At 38.8% G+C, this 16,170-nt stretch carries 14 protein-coding genes and 1 tRNA gene; 8 read left to right on the forward strand and 7 right to left on the reverse strand.

Annotated features, from left to right (window positions below; all coding sequences use genetic code 11):
• Positions 1 to 2: 2 nt before the first annotated feature.
• Positions 3 to 1,211 carry an exo-beta-N-acetylmuramidase NamZ domain-containing protein gene (locus ACHWSC_RS09700; protein ID WP_201668835.1) on the reverse strand — a complete coding sequence of 403 codons (1,209 nt, stop codon included), beginning with the start codon at positions 1,209 to 1,211 and terminating at the stop codon, positions 3 to 5.
• Positions 1,212 to 1,440: 229 nt separating this feature from the next.
• Here ACHWSC_RS09700 and ACHWSC_RS09705 point away from each other — a divergent pair, with 229 nt between their 5' ends.
• Positions 1,441 to 2,307, forward strand: a complete 867-nt coding sequence (locus ACHWSC_RS09705; protein WP_201665136.1) for an AraC family transcriptional regulator — start codon at positions 1,441 to 1,443, stop codon at positions 2,305 to 2,307.
• Positions 2,308 to 2,481: 174 nt separating this feature from the next.
• Complete coding sequence (locus ACHWSC_RS09710) at positions 2,482 to 4,002, forward strand: acyl-CoA dehydrogenase family protein (RefSeq protein WP_394676605.1); 1,521 nt, start codon at positions 2,482 to 2,484, stop codon at positions 4,000 to 4,002.
• A gap of 82 nt (positions 4,003 to 4,084) precedes the next feature.
• Here the strand turns inward: ACHWSC_RS09710 and ACHWSC_RS09715 are convergent, their stop codons facing one another.
• On the reverse strand, positions 4,085 to 6,025 hold the full coding sequence (locus tag ACHWSC_RS09715; protein WP_394676606.1) for an IGHMBP2 family helicase: 1,941 nt from the start codon (positions 6,023 to 6,025) through the stop codon (positions 4,085 to 4,087).
• Between the two features lie 187 nt (positions 6,026 to 6,212).
• Between ACHWSC_RS09715 and ACHWSC_RS09720 the strand changes: the two genes are divergently transcribed.
• The 3 genes from ACHWSC_RS09720 to ACHWSC_RS09730 all read left to right on the forward strand — a co-directional run bounded on the left by ACHWSC_RS09720 (position 6,213) and on the right by ACHWSC_RS09730 (position 7,670).
• Entirely contained in the window at positions 6,213 to 6,551 is a 339-nt protein-coding gene (locus tag ACHWSC_RS09720) for a cupin domain-containing protein (RefSeq protein WP_394676607.1), read from the forward strand.
• Between the two features lie 73 nt (positions 6,552 to 6,624).
• Positions 6,625 to 7,377 carry a BlaB/IND/MUS family subclass B1 metallo-beta-lactamase gene (gene bla / locus ACHWSC_RS09725; RefSeq protein WP_120334852.1) on the forward strand — a complete coding sequence of 251 codons (753 nt, stop codon included), beginning with the start codon at positions 6,625 to 6,627 and terminating at the stop codon, positions 7,375 to 7,377.
• 219 nt (positions 7,378 to 7,596) lie between these two features.
• A tRNA-Ala gene (locus tag ACHWSC_RS09730) sits at positions 7,597 to 7,670 on the forward strand.
• A gap of 64 nt (positions 7,671 to 7,734) precedes the next feature.
• Here ACHWSC_RS09730 and ACHWSC_RS09735 read toward each other — a convergent pair.
• Positions 7,735 to 8,163 (reverse strand): nuclear transport factor 2 family protein, encoded by a 429-nt coding sequence (locus ACHWSC_RS09735; protein ID WP_083663549.1) that lies wholly within the window; start codon positions 8,161 to 8,163, stop codon positions 7,735 to 7,737.
• A gap of 342 nt (positions 8,164 to 8,505) precedes the next feature.
• Here ACHWSC_RS09735 and ACHWSC_RS09740 point away from each other — a divergent pair, with 342 nt between their 5' ends.
• Positions 8,506 to 9,708: a hypothetical protein gene (locus ACHWSC_RS09740; RefSeq protein ID WP_394676608.1), complete on the forward strand. Its 1,203-nt coding sequence runs from the start codon at positions 8,506 to 8,508 to the stop codon at positions 9,706 to 9,708.
• A gap of 3 nt (positions 9,709 to 9,711) precedes the next feature.
• Here the strand turns inward: ACHWSC_RS09740 and ACHWSC_RS09745 are convergent, their stop codons facing one another.
• Entirely contained in the window at positions 9,712 to 10,836 is a 1,125-nt protein-coding gene (locus ACHWSC_RS09745) for a lipid II:glycine glycyltransferase FemX (protein WP_394676609.1), read from the reverse strand.
• A gap of 260 nt (positions 10,837 to 11,096) precedes the next feature.
• On the opposite strand from ACHWSC_RS09745, the gene ACHWSC_RS09750 reads away from it, so the two are divergent.
• Positions 11,097 to 12,758, forward strand: coding sequence for a helix-hairpin-helix domain-containing protein (locus tag ACHWSC_RS09750; protein ID WP_394676610.1), 1,662 nt, complete (start codon positions 11,097 to 11,099; stop codon positions 12,756 to 12,758).
• A gap of 3 nt (positions 12,759 to 12,761) precedes the next feature.
• On the forward strand, positions 12,762 to 13,238 hold the full coding sequence (gene ybaK / locus ACHWSC_RS09755) for a Cys-tRNA(Pro) deacylase (protein ID WP_286732534.1): 477 nt from the start codon (positions 12,762 to 12,764) through the stop codon (positions 13,236 to 13,238).
• Between the two features lies 1 nt (position 13,239).
• On the opposite strand, the gene ACHWSC_RS09760 is transcribed toward ybaK, so the two are convergent.
• The 3 genes from ACHWSC_RS09760 to ACHWSC_RS09770 all read right to left on the reverse strand — a co-directional run bounded on the left by ACHWSC_RS09760 (position 13,240) and on the right by ACHWSC_RS09770 (position 16,170).
• A complete protein-coding gene (locus tag ACHWSC_RS09760; RefSeq protein ID WP_145331293.1) occupies positions 13,240 to 14,007 on the reverse strand; it encodes a methyltransferase domain-containing protein in 768 nt (255 codons plus the stop codon).
• A gap of 42 nt (positions 14,008 to 14,049) precedes the next feature.
• Positions 14,050 to 15,033: a lipoate--protein ligase gene (locus tag ACHWSC_RS09765; RefSeq protein WP_394676611.1), complete on the reverse strand. Its 984-nt coding sequence runs from the start codon at positions 15,031 to 15,033 to the stop codon at positions 14,050 to 14,052.
• A gap of 132 nt (positions 15,034 to 15,165) precedes the next feature.
• The gene (locus tag ACHWSC_RS09770) at positions 15,166 to 16,170 is read right to left on the reverse strand and encodes a glutathione synthase (RefSeq protein WP_120334858.1); all 1,005 of its coding nucleotides are present in this window, start codon (positions 16,168 to 16,170) and stop codon (positions 15,166 to 15,168) included.

Raw genomic sequence — 16,170 nt, forward strand, 5'->3', positions numbered from 1 at the left:
TATTATTGATAAATAAGGTATTTTTCCCTAGTCTTTCTATAATTACTTAGGCCCGGCTCCCAGCTTTTTCGGATTTCTTCTTCCGAAACACCGGCTTCAATTTGCTTGCGAAATAAACCTACGCCCACCAGCTTTTCGATACTGCCAATCTGTTTCGAAAATGATTGATCAAAAAACTTGTCTTTTTCCGGAGAATTCCGATACAGCGCTATCATCCAGGATAGGTTTATTTTTTTGCTATCTACTAGCTGCTGCAGATCATATTTACGCAGGTCTATTCCATAACATTCTTCATTCATAAACAGTGGCGATTCACTCATCCCTTTTTTACTGACGGGGACAAATGAGAAATCATATATACCCTTATAGCTTGGGCTACCGATCACAACAAAGGGATAATCGGTGCCTCTACCATGGTTCACTTTCACACCTTCAAAGAGGCAGGTACTTGGATATAAGAGTATGCTTTGTTCCGTATTTAAATTGGGCGAAGGATTGACAGGTAACTTATAAAGCATACTATGATCATAATCTGCTACAGGAATAATCTTCAATTTACACTTCTTTTTAGTATTCATCCAACCTTCTCCATTGATCATCTGGGCAAATTCAGCTGTAGTCATCCCATGTGCAATAGGAACAGGAAATTGCCCAATACCCGACTTATATTCTTCCTCCAAAATAGGACCGTCAATTAGATAGGCATTGGGATTGGGCCGGTCTAAGATCAAGAGCTCCTTATCATTTTCTGCGCAAGCTTCCATAATATCCCGAAGGGTATTAATATTGGTATAAAATCTCACCCCCATATCCTGCACATCATAAATAAACAGATCGATATCTTTTAAATCCTTCGCTGTTGGCTTTTTCTTATTTCCGTATAAAGAGACAATAGGAATTTTGGTTGTCGGATCGATTTCGTCCCCCACTTCAGTTCCATTACTTGCATTGCCTCGAAATCCGTGCTCAGGTCCAAAAATTCTCACAATCTGAACCCCGCGCGCGAGTAGACTATCAACAAGATGTCTCCCTTTAATAACCGTAGATGGATTTCCCAATATTGCAATACGTTTATTCATTAAATAAGGAAGATAACGCTCGGTTTGTTCTGCTCCAGTTTGTATACGATCATTACAATAATTCAACGAGATCTGTGCAGTTGCATTTCTGAACAGGAATAGAGTCAAGATAGAAATGAGCACTAGTTTCATATTCATTTGGTTATAATATTAAAATATAGCCCCTGAGCATCAGGCTATTTATCCGATTGCAAAAACTAAACTAAGGATAAAGCTTTATTTTAGCAAATCATTTGTTAAAATTGATAAACAAGTTTTATCCAGCTACCTTTGGAATATTATTGGGAGCATGATTTGCACATGAAACAATAGATGACATTCAGAAGCTGTGGCATACTAAATTTTATAATAATAATTGAGAATGGAAAAGCAGGTAAATGCGGGTGAATTTGTAGATCGTTTTATGACAGGTAGTTTGGAGCACCTTCGCTACCAGCAATCGCCGATCAAGATATTTCAGCTCAGTGAAATCGCTCCTTACATTAAATTCCCTACCCCACCTATTTTCTTGGGCTATAACCTCCTCGTTCATATAACGGAAGGTTATTTTAAACATCAGATCGGTGCCAAAGAATATGTCGTTCAGGCTCCGGCAATTCTTATCAGCAATTACGGCAATATCTCAACAATAAAGTCGGTCGATAAATCTGCGAAAGGGCATTGCGTTTTAATAAACGACAATGCGATGACTTCCATATTCCGAGAACAGGAGATTTTGAATATCTTTAATATCTCACCCTTACTGAACTTAACGGCGCGAGACAGCAGCGATCTTCAAGAGCTTTTCAGATTACTTTATGATGAATTGCTTTCGGAATTACCTTATAAAGAACTATTTGAAAATTTATTAAAATCTGCAATTCTAAAAATTATCAAGCTATCTTCATCCAACCTAGCGCTCAATCGGAGACAGGAAATTGCTATGATGTTCAAACAGCTTGTGCACAAAAACTTCAAAAAGCAAAAAAATATTTCATTCTACGCGGATAAACTCGCGGTATCTACAAACTACCTTAATCGATGCGTATTTTCTGTATTCAAGAAATCGTCCAAGGAACTCATTCTTGAAGTGCTGATTATGCACAGTCAATTTCTATTGTTTGAGTCCACTAAAAGCATTGCAGATATCTGTTATGAATTGGATTTTTCTGATCCCTCTTATTTCTCACGGCTTTTCAAAAAAATAGTTGGCGTTTCTCCTACTTCTTATCGAAACAGAGCAACTTAGGTTTTCAATATGCACGATTTGTCCTATCTTTTATACTGAAGTACACAAGAGAATCAAATTGATTGGAGTTATTTTTGTGTAAGTGATTGAAGCAAAAGAGAATTTTTGGTCAACCGGCAGTTCTTCTTCATGTTTCAATTTACATTGTTCCATCATTTAATTACATATTTAAAGATGCTTAAGGTTTCAGAACACAACAATATAACCCAAGATTTCGATTTGTTTATTGCGGATTTTAAAACTAGGCTATCAAGCTTATTTAATAAAGAGTATGATTATAACTCGCTCAGTTTAACGCGTGGGCTACCGCCTGAGTTTTTAGCTGAGATCATGAAAATGCAACCCTTGTCGGTTGCTATCCCAGAACATCACGGTGGTCGGGGACTTCATGTAAAAGAATGTTTGGGTGTACTGGCAGCTGCTTCTTATGAATCACTATCTTTATCGCTAATCTTCGGGATTAATATTGCGCTATTTTTGGAACCTTTTGCCAAATACGGCAACACCTTACTTCAAGAGCGGGTATTCCATCAATTTTTGGAAAACCAGGCAATGGGAGGATTAATGATTACCGAACAGGCTTACGGCAGTGACGCACTCAATATGCGAACATCTTACGAACAAAAGGACGATAAGTACTATATAAAAGGTGAAAAACACTGGCAAGGTCTTACTGGAGCTGCAGACTTTTGGCTCGTGACGGCACGCAAGAAAAATGAAAATGGAGAACTGGTGCGGGATATAGATTTCTTTGTCACAGAAAATGCCGTCGAAGAACAAAAGATTGTTGTTACAAAGAAATACAATAGCCTTGGGCTCTATGCAATTCCTTATGGTGTGAACAACATCGACATTAATGTACCCACGGATCACAAACTAAACCCGGAAAGTACAGGAATTAAATTGATGTTAGATACCCTCCACCGCAGCAGATTACAGTTCCCAGGAATGGGCATGGGTTTTATAAAACGGATGTTGGATGAGGCCATGACACATTGTTCCGAACGTCGTGTAGCAGGTATTAGTTTAAATGAATTAGACTCTGTTAAATTTCAGTTGTCGCGCATACAGGCTGCATTTACCTTGTGTTCTGCAATGTGTTCATACAGTGTCTCGATCAGCTCTATCCATAATGACCTTTCAGCCTATGGTGTAGATGCCAATAGTGTGAAAGCATTTGTGACAGACTTAATGCATGAAGCCGCGCAAATATGTGTGCAATTATCCGGTGCTAATGGCTACAGGTTAGACCATGTTGCCGGTCGTGGCCTCATAGACAGTAGACCTTTTCAAATCTTTGAGGGATCAAATGAAATGCTATATTCTCAAGTTGCTGAAGCGATCGGTAAACTTATGCGCAAAACCAAAGAAAGCAACTTATTGTCTTTCTTAAAAAAATATAGCTCAACTGAATTTGCAGCACCATTTTTCTCATCAATCTTGAATTTTGACTTTCCGCTACAGCCGAAACAACGTGAGCTGGTTACACTTGGAAAGATAATCGCTCGCGTCATTTGTTTTCAGTATGTTTTACAAATTAACAATGCCGGGTTCAATGATAAGATGACAGAAATAACACGTCAACACGTGAGCATGGATATTTATATGTTGGTAGGCCAATTATCAAATAACAATAATGCCGAACCACTTATGAACTATGACGATAACACGGATTGGATGAAGTTCACTTCTTAATAAGGAGTGACTACATAATCAATCGAGTCAGTAAGTTTCAATATAACGCAAGATGCCACTTCCTATGAAGTGGCATCTTGCGTTATATTGCTGAAATATCCCATTCCCACACACTATGATAGTGCCCTATCGACTCGGTATAGGCAATAAATTCTCGGTAAAACGGATGTGAACCTATTGTAGCACTATCTCCAATAACAACCAATTTCTTCTTAGCCCTAGTCATTGCCACATTCATCCGGCGAACATCAGACAAAAAACCAATCTGCTGTTCAGCGTTACTTCTGGTCAAACTGATATAAATAACATCCTTCTCCTGTCCTTGAAAACTGTCTATTGTCTGTATTTTAATCAAGTCGTTGAAAGGTCGTAGCGCTTCTTCCCCATCCAATATCTCCTTCAATAAAGTGGCCTGCTTTCGATAAGGTGCAATCACCCCGATGCTCAGGCTTTCATTTAGGCTCAAGGAAGCTTTCCAAGCTCCAATATGGTCGTTCAGATGAGCTTTAATAAAATGAGCTTCTCCTAGATTGAAGATTGCGCCATCACTTTCTGTTTCTTCAAACCCCGCTCCCGCTGTATCGATAAATAAAACCGGCTCGGTATCCACTGCTAAGCTCCATTGTGCCACTGTACTATCTGCTCTCAACAAACCATTATACAAAGCTGCGGACGGGTATTCCATAATTTGTTCATTCATGCGATACTGCACATCTAACAAAGAAACTAATTGCGGATTATGGTCCACCAATTTTTCGAATAATGTATGGCTCAGGCCATGGTGAGGTACCCTACTGGATTTTACAGTAGGAGGCAATTGATTGTGGTCTCCCGCCAAAATAACTCGATGTGCCTTTAATATCGGTATCCAGCAAGCAGGCTCCAACGCTTGTGCGGCCTCATCAATAATGACTGTTTCATAGTCGCGATTGCGAATAACCTCATGATTCGATCCAACCAAAGTTGCAGTGATTACCTGCGATTTATCCAAAACATCTGCACTGATAAAATCCTGAATCTTATCGACATCTTTTCTGATTCGATGGGCCTCATCAAACAATGCTTTTCTTTGCTCCCGCTCGGCCTTTCCAAAATTACGTTTATATTTTTGAGCCATCTCTGTATACGTCCGCACTTGTTTTTGAAGTGTTTTAATATCCTTATTTGCGGGATGTCGATCAATCTTTGCATCGAGTGTCAATTCTTGAAGATGTTCCGAAACCTTAACAGGGTTTCCTATTCTTGTTACTGCAATTCCAGCAGCGTCTAAACGTTCGGTTAACAGATCAACGGCCGTATTGCTCGGCGCAACAACCAATACTTGTTTGTTGTATTGTTTTAGCAATGCGCTCACGGCCTGAACCAATGTTGTTGTTTTCCCTGTCCCCGGCGGCCCATGCAAAAGAGCCACAGTACTTGCTTCCAATAGCTGTTGGATCGCTTTATTTTGTCCCGTATTTAAGTTGGGATGCTCAAAGAATTTTCCAATAGATTCAGTTGGAATCACCTCTTCACCGATTAATCTTCTCACAAAACTACCTTGCTTTGCATCACGGCTCAATTCCTTTCCTTTCTCCAATGCATTGAACATCTCCCGATAGGAATACTCATCAAATAACAAATCAACACCAAGCTTCCCTCTTCTGCTCCATTCTGGAAGTTCATCGACACGAAATGAAATTCGCATCCCATCCCTATTGATCGAAGATATGATGCCCTCTATTCGATCTCGGTCGGGATCGTGATTTGAGAACAGACAAACTGGCATACCAAAGCGAAACTTATGTTCGACCTCATAATGATTTGTTCGATTTAAATTAACGGACAAATAGTCTCCTCTTCCGAGCTCCGTATCTGTTATCTGAATCGGAAACCAGGTGACACCTTGCATTCTTCGTTCATTCAAACTACTTTTCAACAACAAGTTTTCATGTTGTAATCGATCAAATTGCTGCTCTTCTTGTAATAAAGTAATAAGCTCGTCGAAATAATTCATCGTGTAATATACATATTGCTCAAGCACAAAATAACTGTTTTTTCACGTATTTAGACCATTTGGTTTTTAATTCAACCCATCTTTTGTCAAATTTTATAAAGCAAATTGATATGCTTCAAAAGAAGCAATGGATCTGGCCGTAAATTCGTAATTTTTTACTATAATTGGAAAAAAGAGCGTTTTCCAATCAAAACATCCATAAATCAACAATTAGATGAGCGAAATATTCTTACACGACAGCGAGCAGCAATGGACAGACCTGGGCGACGGCGTTATGCGAAAAATACTCGTTTTTAATGATGAACTCATGCTCATGAAAGTTCGTTTTAAAAAAGGGGCCATCGGTGCACTTCATCAACACCCCCACACACAGATTTCCTATGTGAGTGCGGGAAAATTCCGATACCATATTGATGGTGTTGATCGCATCCTAACCGCAGGTGATTCTTGTATCATCTATTCGCAATTGATTCATGGATGTGAATGTCTTGAGGAGGGTGAACTGATCGATTCGTTCACTCCTTATCGCGAAGACTTTGTTCAGTCTACCTAAAAAATGTATTAATAAGATCTTGAAAAAATAATAATCATTTTGTTCTAACGTTAATGCAATAACATTCAAAAATATGATCTCACTTCTTTCTCCTCATATTCGCTCAACATTTGCTGGTGTATGCCTGAGCATTGGTTTACTCGGTCTTTCCCCATCTCTACAAGCGCAAGAAAAGCCTCTTTTAATAGAGAAGATAAATCCGCAACTGTATCTTTACACGACCTTTAATACATTTGAAGGGACCAAATATGCTGCTAATGCGGTATATCTAATTACAAAAAAAGGCGTTATCCTTTTTGATACACCATGGGATTCCACACAATATCAACCCTTATTGGACAGTATCAAACAGAAACATAATTTACCCGTCATTGCTGTTTACGCGACACACTGGCACGAAGACCGGGCAGGTGGCTTTGCTTATTACAATCGCATTGGAATTCCAACCTATGCAACAAAAATGACGAACGACCTGCTAAAGGCAAATCACAAAGCCCAGGCCACTCATCTTGTTTCCACCAATAAAACCTACAGCGTCGGCGGACAATCTTTTGTTTTGAACTTTTTTGGTGCCGGACACTCCATGGACAATGTTGTTGTCTGGTTTCCCGAATATAAGATCCTAGACGGTGGTTGTTTTATAAAAAGCTCCGAAGCCCAAGATCTAGGATTTACGGCAGATGGTGATATAAAATCCTGGAAGCCATCCCTAGCGAGGTTATTGGCAAAATATCCCGAAATTAATATGGTTATTCCTGGGCACGATGCCTGGAAAGATAAAGGTCAGATAAAGCGAACCGAAGCTCTGCTTACAGGAGGACACTAATACATTGTTCATATCCTCCAGTACGCCGGTAAACTCTCTTGTTTTTCAATAGGATAAAAATATCTGTAAGGAACCAAATAGATAAAACCATTGATTATAATGCATTTAGGTCGTCAAAAAAAAGCAACTAGATAACAGATCTACAAAAAACAGTAGAAAAATAAAAAAGAGGCTTTGTTTATCCAAAAAAGTACTATCTTAGCGACACCAAATAAAGCAGGGGCATTAGCTCATTTGGCTAGAGCGCTTCGCTGGCAGTGAAGAGGTGATCAGTTCGAATCTGATATGCTCCACAAAAAAAAGGGTACTTAAGTACCCTTTTTTTATTTTTAATCGACCAATTTTGACAGCAAATTCTTATTTATAAGAGTTTACAGATTTAGAAATTTTCCAGGTTCCGTTTTCTTTAACAAGTGTGATCAGATCTGTTTTAGCAAAACCATCAAATTGCATCGTAACTTTCGCTATTGCATAATCAGGTAATTCTTCAACGATCTGTGTTGTTGTTCTGCAGTTCATCTTGATTCCTTTTTGTTTTTTCAAAAATTCAATCATCTCATGACGGCTATGTTTCAAATCTTGTTTACCGCAAATTTTCTGGTCAAAATCAGCTGTAAAAAGCTTGTCCAAATTAGCTACTTGACCTTCGGTCATTGCACCAACGTATTCATCGATGGCTAAATCAGCAGTAATTAAATTGCGTTCTTCTGGTTTAACTGAAGCCATTGAGCAAGTAGAGATTGCAATCATTGCCGCTGCTACAAATGTTTTTACTAAAGTTTTCATATCTTTTTCAATTTTATAATGTATTAGTATATTTTCTTATTTTATTGTCGCTTACTATATAAATTTGTTGCGTACTTTTTTTATTTATTTTCTGATTCAAAGTTAAGACAACGCATATATTGATTTCATTACATTTAGATTAACATTACATTAAAATCGGTAAATGATATTTTTTTCTAGGCGAATGAAATTTCCAGTCAATTCTCTTTATAGCCAAAACGTGACAGAATGAATAAATTATTGGTTTGAATATTGTTATTCTGTCTATTTCCTACTAGATTGCATTCTTTCATGACACACTACGATAGCGCATATCTTTTTTATATTAAATGGTCTATTTTGATGGTTCTACTTGTACTTGCCGATACTGCATATGCACAACGTCCCGTCAATGAAATAGAAACTACCAAACATCTCGCTGATACAAGTAAACAACGGGACCTGATTGATATTGGAAAAGAAATATTACATATCAAGCCTCCCCAACATGTCGATAGTACAGGAAAGAAAATCTATTTTTCCTTTTTACCCTTTTCGACAAATGTTCCTGGAGGAGGGCATGCTTTAATTACAAGTACAACCGCAGGGTTTTATTTAGGAGATCGTTCCGATACCTATATGTCCAAAATGACATTTACGCCCTACACAAATTTTGGAAAACGATTTGGCCTGCCAATCCGTTCTTACATCTGGTTAAAAGAGAATACATGGGTGATTGATGGCGATATCCGCCTATTAAAATATCCGCACGAAACTTGGGGTATCGGCAAAGAGCATCATGGCGACCAGCAGATTAATTTAGATTACACCTACTTTCGTTTATACCAACATGCATTAAAAAGAATTCATGGGGGCCTTTTTATGGGAATTGGTTATGACCTGGATTATAGAATGAATATTAAGTCTACGAGCAATACCAAGCTCGAAGACTACACTTCCTACCCTTATGGAACAGATTTAAAAGACAATACCATGTCTTCAGGAGTCAGCTTCAATTTAATTTACGATACGCGCGCCAATTCGATCAATACTTGGTCGGGTAACTATGCCAATTTACAGTTCCGTGTAAATCCGACATTCTTAGGAAGCGATCAGAACTGGAAATCGCTATTTCTCGAAGTTAGACGATACCATAGGCTTACCCAAGACAGAAATCGTCAAAATATGATTGCCATAAGGAGTTTCTTCTGGACTGTATTTAATAGTAAAGCGCCCTATCTTGATCTTCCGAATTTAGGATGGGATCCATACAATAGTTCGGGAAGAGGCTTTCCAGTCAGCCGCTTTCGTGGCAAATCACTTTACTATTTAGAAACGGAATATCGTCGTGATATCACCCAAAATGGCTTATTTGGATTTGTTGCATTTATGAACTTTACCACATTAAACGGACCAAAGAATTCCATGTTCGAAGACTGGAACGTCGGCACTGGTGCTGGTGCACGAATTAAATTTAACAAAAACTCGGGCACCAACATTGGAATCGACTATGGTATCAGTAAGAATCACCGCGGCGTTAGGCTCACCTTGGGTGAGGTCTTCTAATTTCTAACTTAAATGATAGCTCTGGTTTTTAAACTCCATTGACGCATAGTACTGATATTTCCTATTGTCCAAGGGATAATCCCAACAGCCCATACGATGGTAGATTTCACCACCAAATCCTGTTTTGAAACGATAAAGGCCATATAAAGGGTGTGAAGGATCTGCCTGTGGCGATACTCCAAAGAAATCATATTCCGTACAGCCTTTTTCTTTCGCAAGCTGCATCGCACGCCATTGCAAAGCGTATGTCGCCATATGATTACGATTTTCGGAAGCAGAAGCTCCATATAGATAAGTCCCCCGATTTGCCGCAATTACCAAAAACATAGCGGCCAAAGGCTGGTTATCCACTTCGGCTACTAAAAGATATACATCTGCGGGAGATAATGTATCACTTGCCCTTGCAGAAAGAACGATCTTAAAATAGCTTATATCATGTAAAAAAAAGTTGTTTCGAAGAGCTGTCTGCCGATAAAGCTCATACCAAATCTCCAAACTTTCAAGCCCCAGCGAACGCACACGTACTCCTTTTCGCTCTGCTAAATTGATATTATATCTCGTCTTAGATTTCATATTTCCAAGCAACATATCCTCACCCTTTCTAAGATCCATAAAAATAGTATTGGAAGGCAGTATATCTGTATTGGCTTTATGAAAGTTCCAGTTTTCTGTATTAAAATTAAAGCGCATTTCCTGAATACGTTTCTCCGGTACCCCTAGCCAGTTACCATGAAGATCATAACAATCATCCTCTTTAGCCCAATGTGATTCCCAAGATAGATCATAGCGTATCATGATACAATTTGGTGGCAGATGGGAACGTAAGCTCTCCGATAACTGTTCTAAAAAATAGCCTTGGTTTTCATCTGAAGGTTCAATCTCAGGCCCATAAGGTACATAGGCAATGCTATGTTCCTGATCTATGGCTTGTATGATAATTAATAGATCGCCGATAAAATAGGTATCGTCTTCGACCCCAACATACAGATCGGATTGTTTGGATTTAAAATTAAATGCCTTGGATTGTATACCTTGCATTTTTTTTACTGCAGACCAATAAGCAGTTTGTTGAATAATACCTGTTTTATAAAGCCCACTGATTTCTTTGTCACTAATGTCTGCTATCATGACATTTTACTATTTAATAGGGTTGTTTTTATAGGATATGCTCAAAATAACCACAATTTTAACACCCAAAAACGGCAAACATAGCCAAAATGTTTGGTTAAGCACACATGCATTTGTCACTTTGTTGTTAATTTCAAGAAATAGAGAAAAACAGGCATTTAAAGTAGCTTTTTTACATTATTTAACGCTATAATATCCGTATTTGAATTGTTATTTTGACCTAAAATTTAAGATATTTGTAGCTTAACAATTCAAATACGATGGACAATAAAGCGATCTCAAAAATTTTCAAATTATGTAGCCAATTGATGGAGCTTCACAACGAAAATCCTTTTCGAACAAAATCCATTGCAAGTGCCTCTTTTAAGTTGGACAAGCTACCTTTCCGTATTGAAGAGGCCAGTCTTGAAGATTTGAGTGCACAGCCAGGAATAGGAAAAAGTACGGCCGAAAAAGCCAAAGAAGTTGCCGCTACAGGAACTTTCAAAGAGCTTGAGGATCTTATTGAAAACACACCATCCGGTATTATTGAAATGTTAAATATTAAGGGCCTTGGCCCTAAAAAGATTCAAATTATCTGGAAAGAACTCGAGATTGAAAGTGTGGGCGAATTACTTTACGCCTGTAATGAAAACCGTCTCGTAGAAGCAAAAGGGTTTGGTCTTAAAACGCAGGAAGACATCAAAAAATCCATTGAGTTTTCTATTTCCAACAAGGGATGGTTTTTATATGCAAAAGTACTTCCACTCGCAGAAAAATTTTTCAACGAATTGAAATTGCATTTCCCTTCTTCGCTGCTGTCATATACAGGAGATTTCAGAAGAAAATACGAGGTTTTGAGTACCGTAGATCTTTTAATATCGGAAAGTATAGACAACGTCGAAAAATTCCTCGATGGATTTACTTTAGTGGAAAAAACAGAAAACTCCATAGAACTGACCGATGAATTGGGGTTTACTTTCAAAGTATTCAGTAGTAATATCAATGATTTTTATCGCGACCTGATTCTTAGTACTGGATCCACTGCACATCTCAATCTTCTATTTAATATTCTACCGGATCTTCCTTCACTTTCCAGTGAAGAGGCCATTTACCGTAACTTGGGTTTAGATTATATTGAACCCGAATTACGAGAGGGGTTGAATGAAATAGTGCAGGCTCAAACGCATTCACTGCCAAAGCTGATTCAATATAAAGATCTCAGGGGAACACTCCACAATCACTCCACCTATAGTGACGGCGTACATAGCCTCGAGCAAATGGCATTACATTGTAAAGATGTCCTGGGGCTAGAATATTTGGGTATATGCGATCACTCGCGAACGGCAGTTTATGCCAACGGCCTCTCCATTGAGCGATTGGAGCAGCAGTGGAATGAGATTGCGACATTAAACGAAAAATTGGCTCCATTCAAGATTTTCAGGGGAATTGAATCTGATATTCTAGCTGACGGTTCATTAGACTATCCCGATGAGGTATTGGCTAAGTTTGACTTCGTTGTCGCCTCCGTACACTCCAATCTGAAAATGGACGAAGACAAAGCCACAACAAGACTAATCAAAGCGATCGAAAATCCGTATACAACAATCTTAGGCCATCCAACAGGAAGACTATTATTAAGTAGAGCCGGATATCCCTTAGATTTTAAACGGGTAATCGATGCTTGTGCGGCAAATGGCGTTGTCATTGAGATAAATGCAAATCCTTTACGATTAGATCTGGATTGGAGATGGCACCGTTATGCAGTAGAGAAAGGAGTTTTACTTTCCATCAATCCCGATGCCCATCGTACAGAGGGATTGCACGATATGCAATATGGTGTATTGGTGGCGCAAAAGGGTGGTATGCAAGCAAGCAACTGTTTGAATACATACACGCTAGATGCCATAACGACCTATTTTAATAAGAAAAAACAAGGCTAGGGTATGTCGAGTAAAACAAATGCTGTTCGGCTGTTGGACACAGCAAAAATAACGTATGAACTCAGAGCATATGAGGTAGACGAACAGGACGTCAGTGCTGAGCATGTCGCCGAAACCCTAGGTTTGTCGCCCGAGACACTTTATAAAACCTTGGTCTTAAAAGGCAACAAAGATCCTTATATTGTAGCCGTAGTTCCCGGAAATGCACAGCTCGACCTAAAAAAAATAGCGAGAGCCTCTGGGAATAAGAACTGCGAAATGCTCCCGATGAAAGACCTTTTAACGGTGACCGGCTATATTCGTGGTGGCTGTTCACCTATTGGCATGAAAAAACAGTTCCCAACCTTTGTTGAAGAGGCCGCACAATTGGAGACAGCGATTTCGGTAAGCGCGGGAAAAAGGGGGCTTCAGATTATTTTAGCCCCAACAGACCTGGCTACGATCACAGCTGCCCATTGGTCCGATTTGATCGATATGTGAATTACCCTTTACGCCCATATAATAAAATGCGCTTGAAAGAATAGATCGCTGGAAATTTAGTGAAATGTTTTTCGATGCGTGTTTTAAATTCAGTTACAAACACAGACTTCTTATCTTCCTCCAATTGTTCCATGTAAGGAATCAAAGCAGACCCAGCGATAAAATTATAAAGCATGTCTGCATCAGCAGCGATGAGCGGATAGACACGAAGAGAAAGGTTTAGTTGATCCAAGCCATTATCAAATAACAATTGCGCATATGTATCAATATCCAATACCGAAGAAGGCCTATTCCAGCCCCTTAAATAGGATCGATAGGGTTCTTCCGTCGCCAATTCAAATAAAATTTTATTGAGTATATTTTCGGGCTGATAAGGCATTTGTATCGCCAATTGCCCACCAACATTAAGCTTAGAAATAATTTGAGGGAAAAGAACCTGATGATCTTCCAGCCATTGTAAAGCAGCATTACTGAATATAAGATCCCAGGTTTTTGGCTCTGCAAGGAAGGTCTCGACGGAACTTTGCCTAAATTTCAGACGTTCCGTTTCCAACTTATGGCTTTTAGAAAGCATTTCCGCAGAAGAATCTATCCCAAGAAAGGTCGCTTGAGAAAATTGTTCGCTTAAGATAGCTGTCTGTTCACCTGTACCGCAACCTAAATCGACGGCATGTTCCATTTTATCGGTAGTAATTAGTTCAGATAAATCATAAAACGGTTTAAAACGGACATCTTTAAATTGATTGTATATAGCTGGATTCCAAGGCATATATTTATTAATTAACACCCGTATCGGGCAATACTACATTTTCTATTTAAACAAGGTAAGAATTTCTGCGGGTTCAACTTTTCCAAAATACGTCGTCAAATCAATTGATTTCAGTAAGGTATCAATCTCTCCTACTTCATGCTTTTCACCAATCAATAAATTTTCAAGTTCATGAATTGATCGGGATGCAAAAAAATCACCGAAAATTTTAGCCCTTTCAATGTATCCTTTATGTACATCCAAATGCAACTCGATGAATCCCGCAGGGATCTTAATTGCTTTTTTAAAGTTATAATTTGGTGAAAAACCGAAGTTCCAATCCCATGTTTCATACTTCTCTTCAACCAATTTTTCTATATTTTCAATATCCGAAGCAGTAAACTCAATCATTTTGGCTGCCGGATTCTCACGTTTTATTTCTTCAATCAACAATTCCTTAAAATCTCCAGTCGTAAAACCAGCAGGTAGATATTCAATTAAGTTTGTGACACGTGCGCGATTCGATTTTACCGCCTTATCTACAAACTTCAATGGATTGACCTTTAAAGCATCGCTTAATACCTGCATCTGCGAATCAATCAATATCGTACCATGTTGAATCATCTTCCCATTTTTTGCAAGCTTGGCATTTCCGCTAAACTTCTTCCCATCTACCAGGAGGTCATTTCTTCCTTCTAATTTTGCAGGGATATCCAATTTGTTCAAAATATGTACAATCGGCTGTGTAAAGGTCGAAAAATCCATAAAATCATGATTTCCCAATAAGGTATGAAAAGAAAAATTTAAGTTTCCAGCATCATGATAAACAGCACCACCGCCAGACATTCGTCGCACAACCTTAATCTGATGCTCGTTGACATAATCAAGATTGATTTCGGCCAAGGTATTCTGAAATTTACCCACGATAATTGAAGGGTCATTTACATAGAGTAAAAAAATATCCTCTTCAGGAAATTTACCCAATAAATACTCCTCTGAAGCGATGTTAAAATAGGCGTTGCGGGATGGAGAATCGATAATCAGCATATTTTTCTTTTTTCAAAAATAACAAGAATTTAATTCCTGTAATTCATTTCAAATTCATAATTACCGCAAATCATTAGCTTAGCACTCCCGCAGCGATTTCGCCAACATCAATTTTCATTTATACAACTGTCATCAACCTCGTTCTCTGAAAGCAACCTTCTCCGCTAATTTTTCAATAATAAGCGCCGAAAAATCCTCTTTTACAATTTCTTCAGTCTGGCATAATGCACCCGGACTAAATACATTGATTTCCATAATACGATCTCCTACCACATCCAAACCAACAAAATACATTCCGTCTTGAACTAATTTATTCCGGATCTTATCGACCATAAGCAATAACTCCGGTGAAATAATAGCTGCTTGGGTCTTTGCACCTTGATGCACATTGCTCCGAATCTCATCCCCTTGTTGCACGCGATGAACAGCAGCATATTTACCATTGATCGAAATAGGCTCTCCATTTAGTAAAAAGAATCTAATATCACCGCGGGCAGCTTCCGGAAGATATTCCTGGCCAATCACATAACCATCTCGAGCAATAGCCTCTACAGTTTGCTTGAGGTTTTGCTGATTATCCTTATTGATTAAAAATACGTTTTTGCCGCCGGACCCCTTCAAGGGTTTCAAAATAATAAGCTTATTCTGTTGTTCAAAAAATTCAATGACATCGGCATAGTTTCGGGTTACAATTGTTTTAGGTCGAATAGATTCATCAAATCCCTCGAGATACAACTTATTACTAGCCCGACTAAGGCTATCGGGATCATTGATAACCAATACACCTTTTTCTTTTAGGAGAGCGGCAAATTGTAGGGCTGAAGCGGCAGCCCAAGGTCGGCTAACCATATCGAGGACTGGATCAAACCGTAGCCAAACCACATCCATATCTTCCAAAATCATCTTCGTTTTCTCTGTTGCGCGCAATACTTCCATGAGGCTATTGGTAGAGGTAAGCATCTGATCAGGGAGTACTTTTCGCACATGGGCGGCAATATGGGCCGACTCATAGTAGAAATCGGCCAAGCCAATATAATAAATTTCATGTCCCATTTGATGGGCTTTCAATGCCAAAACAGTCGTCGTGAAACGAGCAGTTTCTTTATGGGTTTGGTTGATCACGAATGCTATCTTCAT

Source organism: uncultured Sphingobacterium sp. (genome assembly GCF_964277905.1).
Classification (GTDB): Bacteria; Bacteroidota; Bacteroidia; order Sphingobacteriales; family Sphingobacteriaceae; genus Sphingobacterium; species Sphingobacterium siyangense.

Coding starts and splice junctions, on each gene's coding strand:
- ACHWSC_RS09700 (WP_201668835.1), bottom strand. CDS start 1,211: ATGAAACTAGTGCTCATTTCTATCTTGACTCTATTCCTGTTCAGAAAT.
- ACHWSC_RS09770 (WP_120334858.1), bottom strand. CDS start 16,170: ATGAAGATAGCATTCGTGATCAACCAAACCCATAAAGAAACTGCTCGT.
- ybaK (WP_286732534.1), top strand. CDS start 12,762: ATGTCGAGTAAAACAAATGCTGTTCGGCTGTTGGACACAGCAAAAATA.
- ACHWSC_RS09705 (WP_201665136.1), top strand. CDS start 1,441: ATGGAAAAGCAGGTAAATGCGGGTGAATTTGTAGATCGTTTTATGACA.
- ACHWSC_RS09750 (WP_394676610.1), top strand. CDS start 11,097: ATGGACAATAAAGCGATCTCAAAAATTTTCAAATTATGTAGCCAATTG.
- ACHWSC_RS09745 (WP_394676609.1), bottom strand. CDS start 10,836: ATGATAGCAGACATTAGTGACAAAGAAATCAGTGGGCTTTATAAAACA.
- ACHWSC_RS09740 (WP_394676608.1), top strand. CDS start 8,506: ATGGTTCTACTTGTACTTGCCGATACTGCATATGCACAACGTCCCGTC.
- ACHWSC_RS09735 (WP_083663549.1), bottom strand. CDS start 8,163: ATGAAAACTTTAGTAAAAACATTTGTAGCAGCGGCAATGATTGCAATC.
- ACHWSC_RS09760 (WP_145331293.1), bottom strand. CDS start 14,007: ATGCCTTGGAATCCAGCTATATACAATCAATTTAAAGATGTCCGTTTT.
- bla (WP_120334852.1), top strand. CDS start 6,625: ATGATCTCACTTCTTTCTCCTCATATTCGCTCAACATTTGCTGGTGTA.
- ACHWSC_RS09710 (WP_394676605.1), top strand. CDS start 2,482: ATGCTTAAGGTTTCAGAACACAACAATATAACCCAAGATTTCGATTTG.
- ACHWSC_RS09765 (WP_394676611.1), bottom strand. CDS start 15,033: ATGCTGATTATCGATTCTCCATCCCGCAACGCCTATTTTAACATCGCT.
- ACHWSC_RS09720 (WP_394676607.1), top strand. CDS start 6,213: ATGAGCGAAATATTCTTACACGACAGCGAGCAGCAATGGACAGACCTG.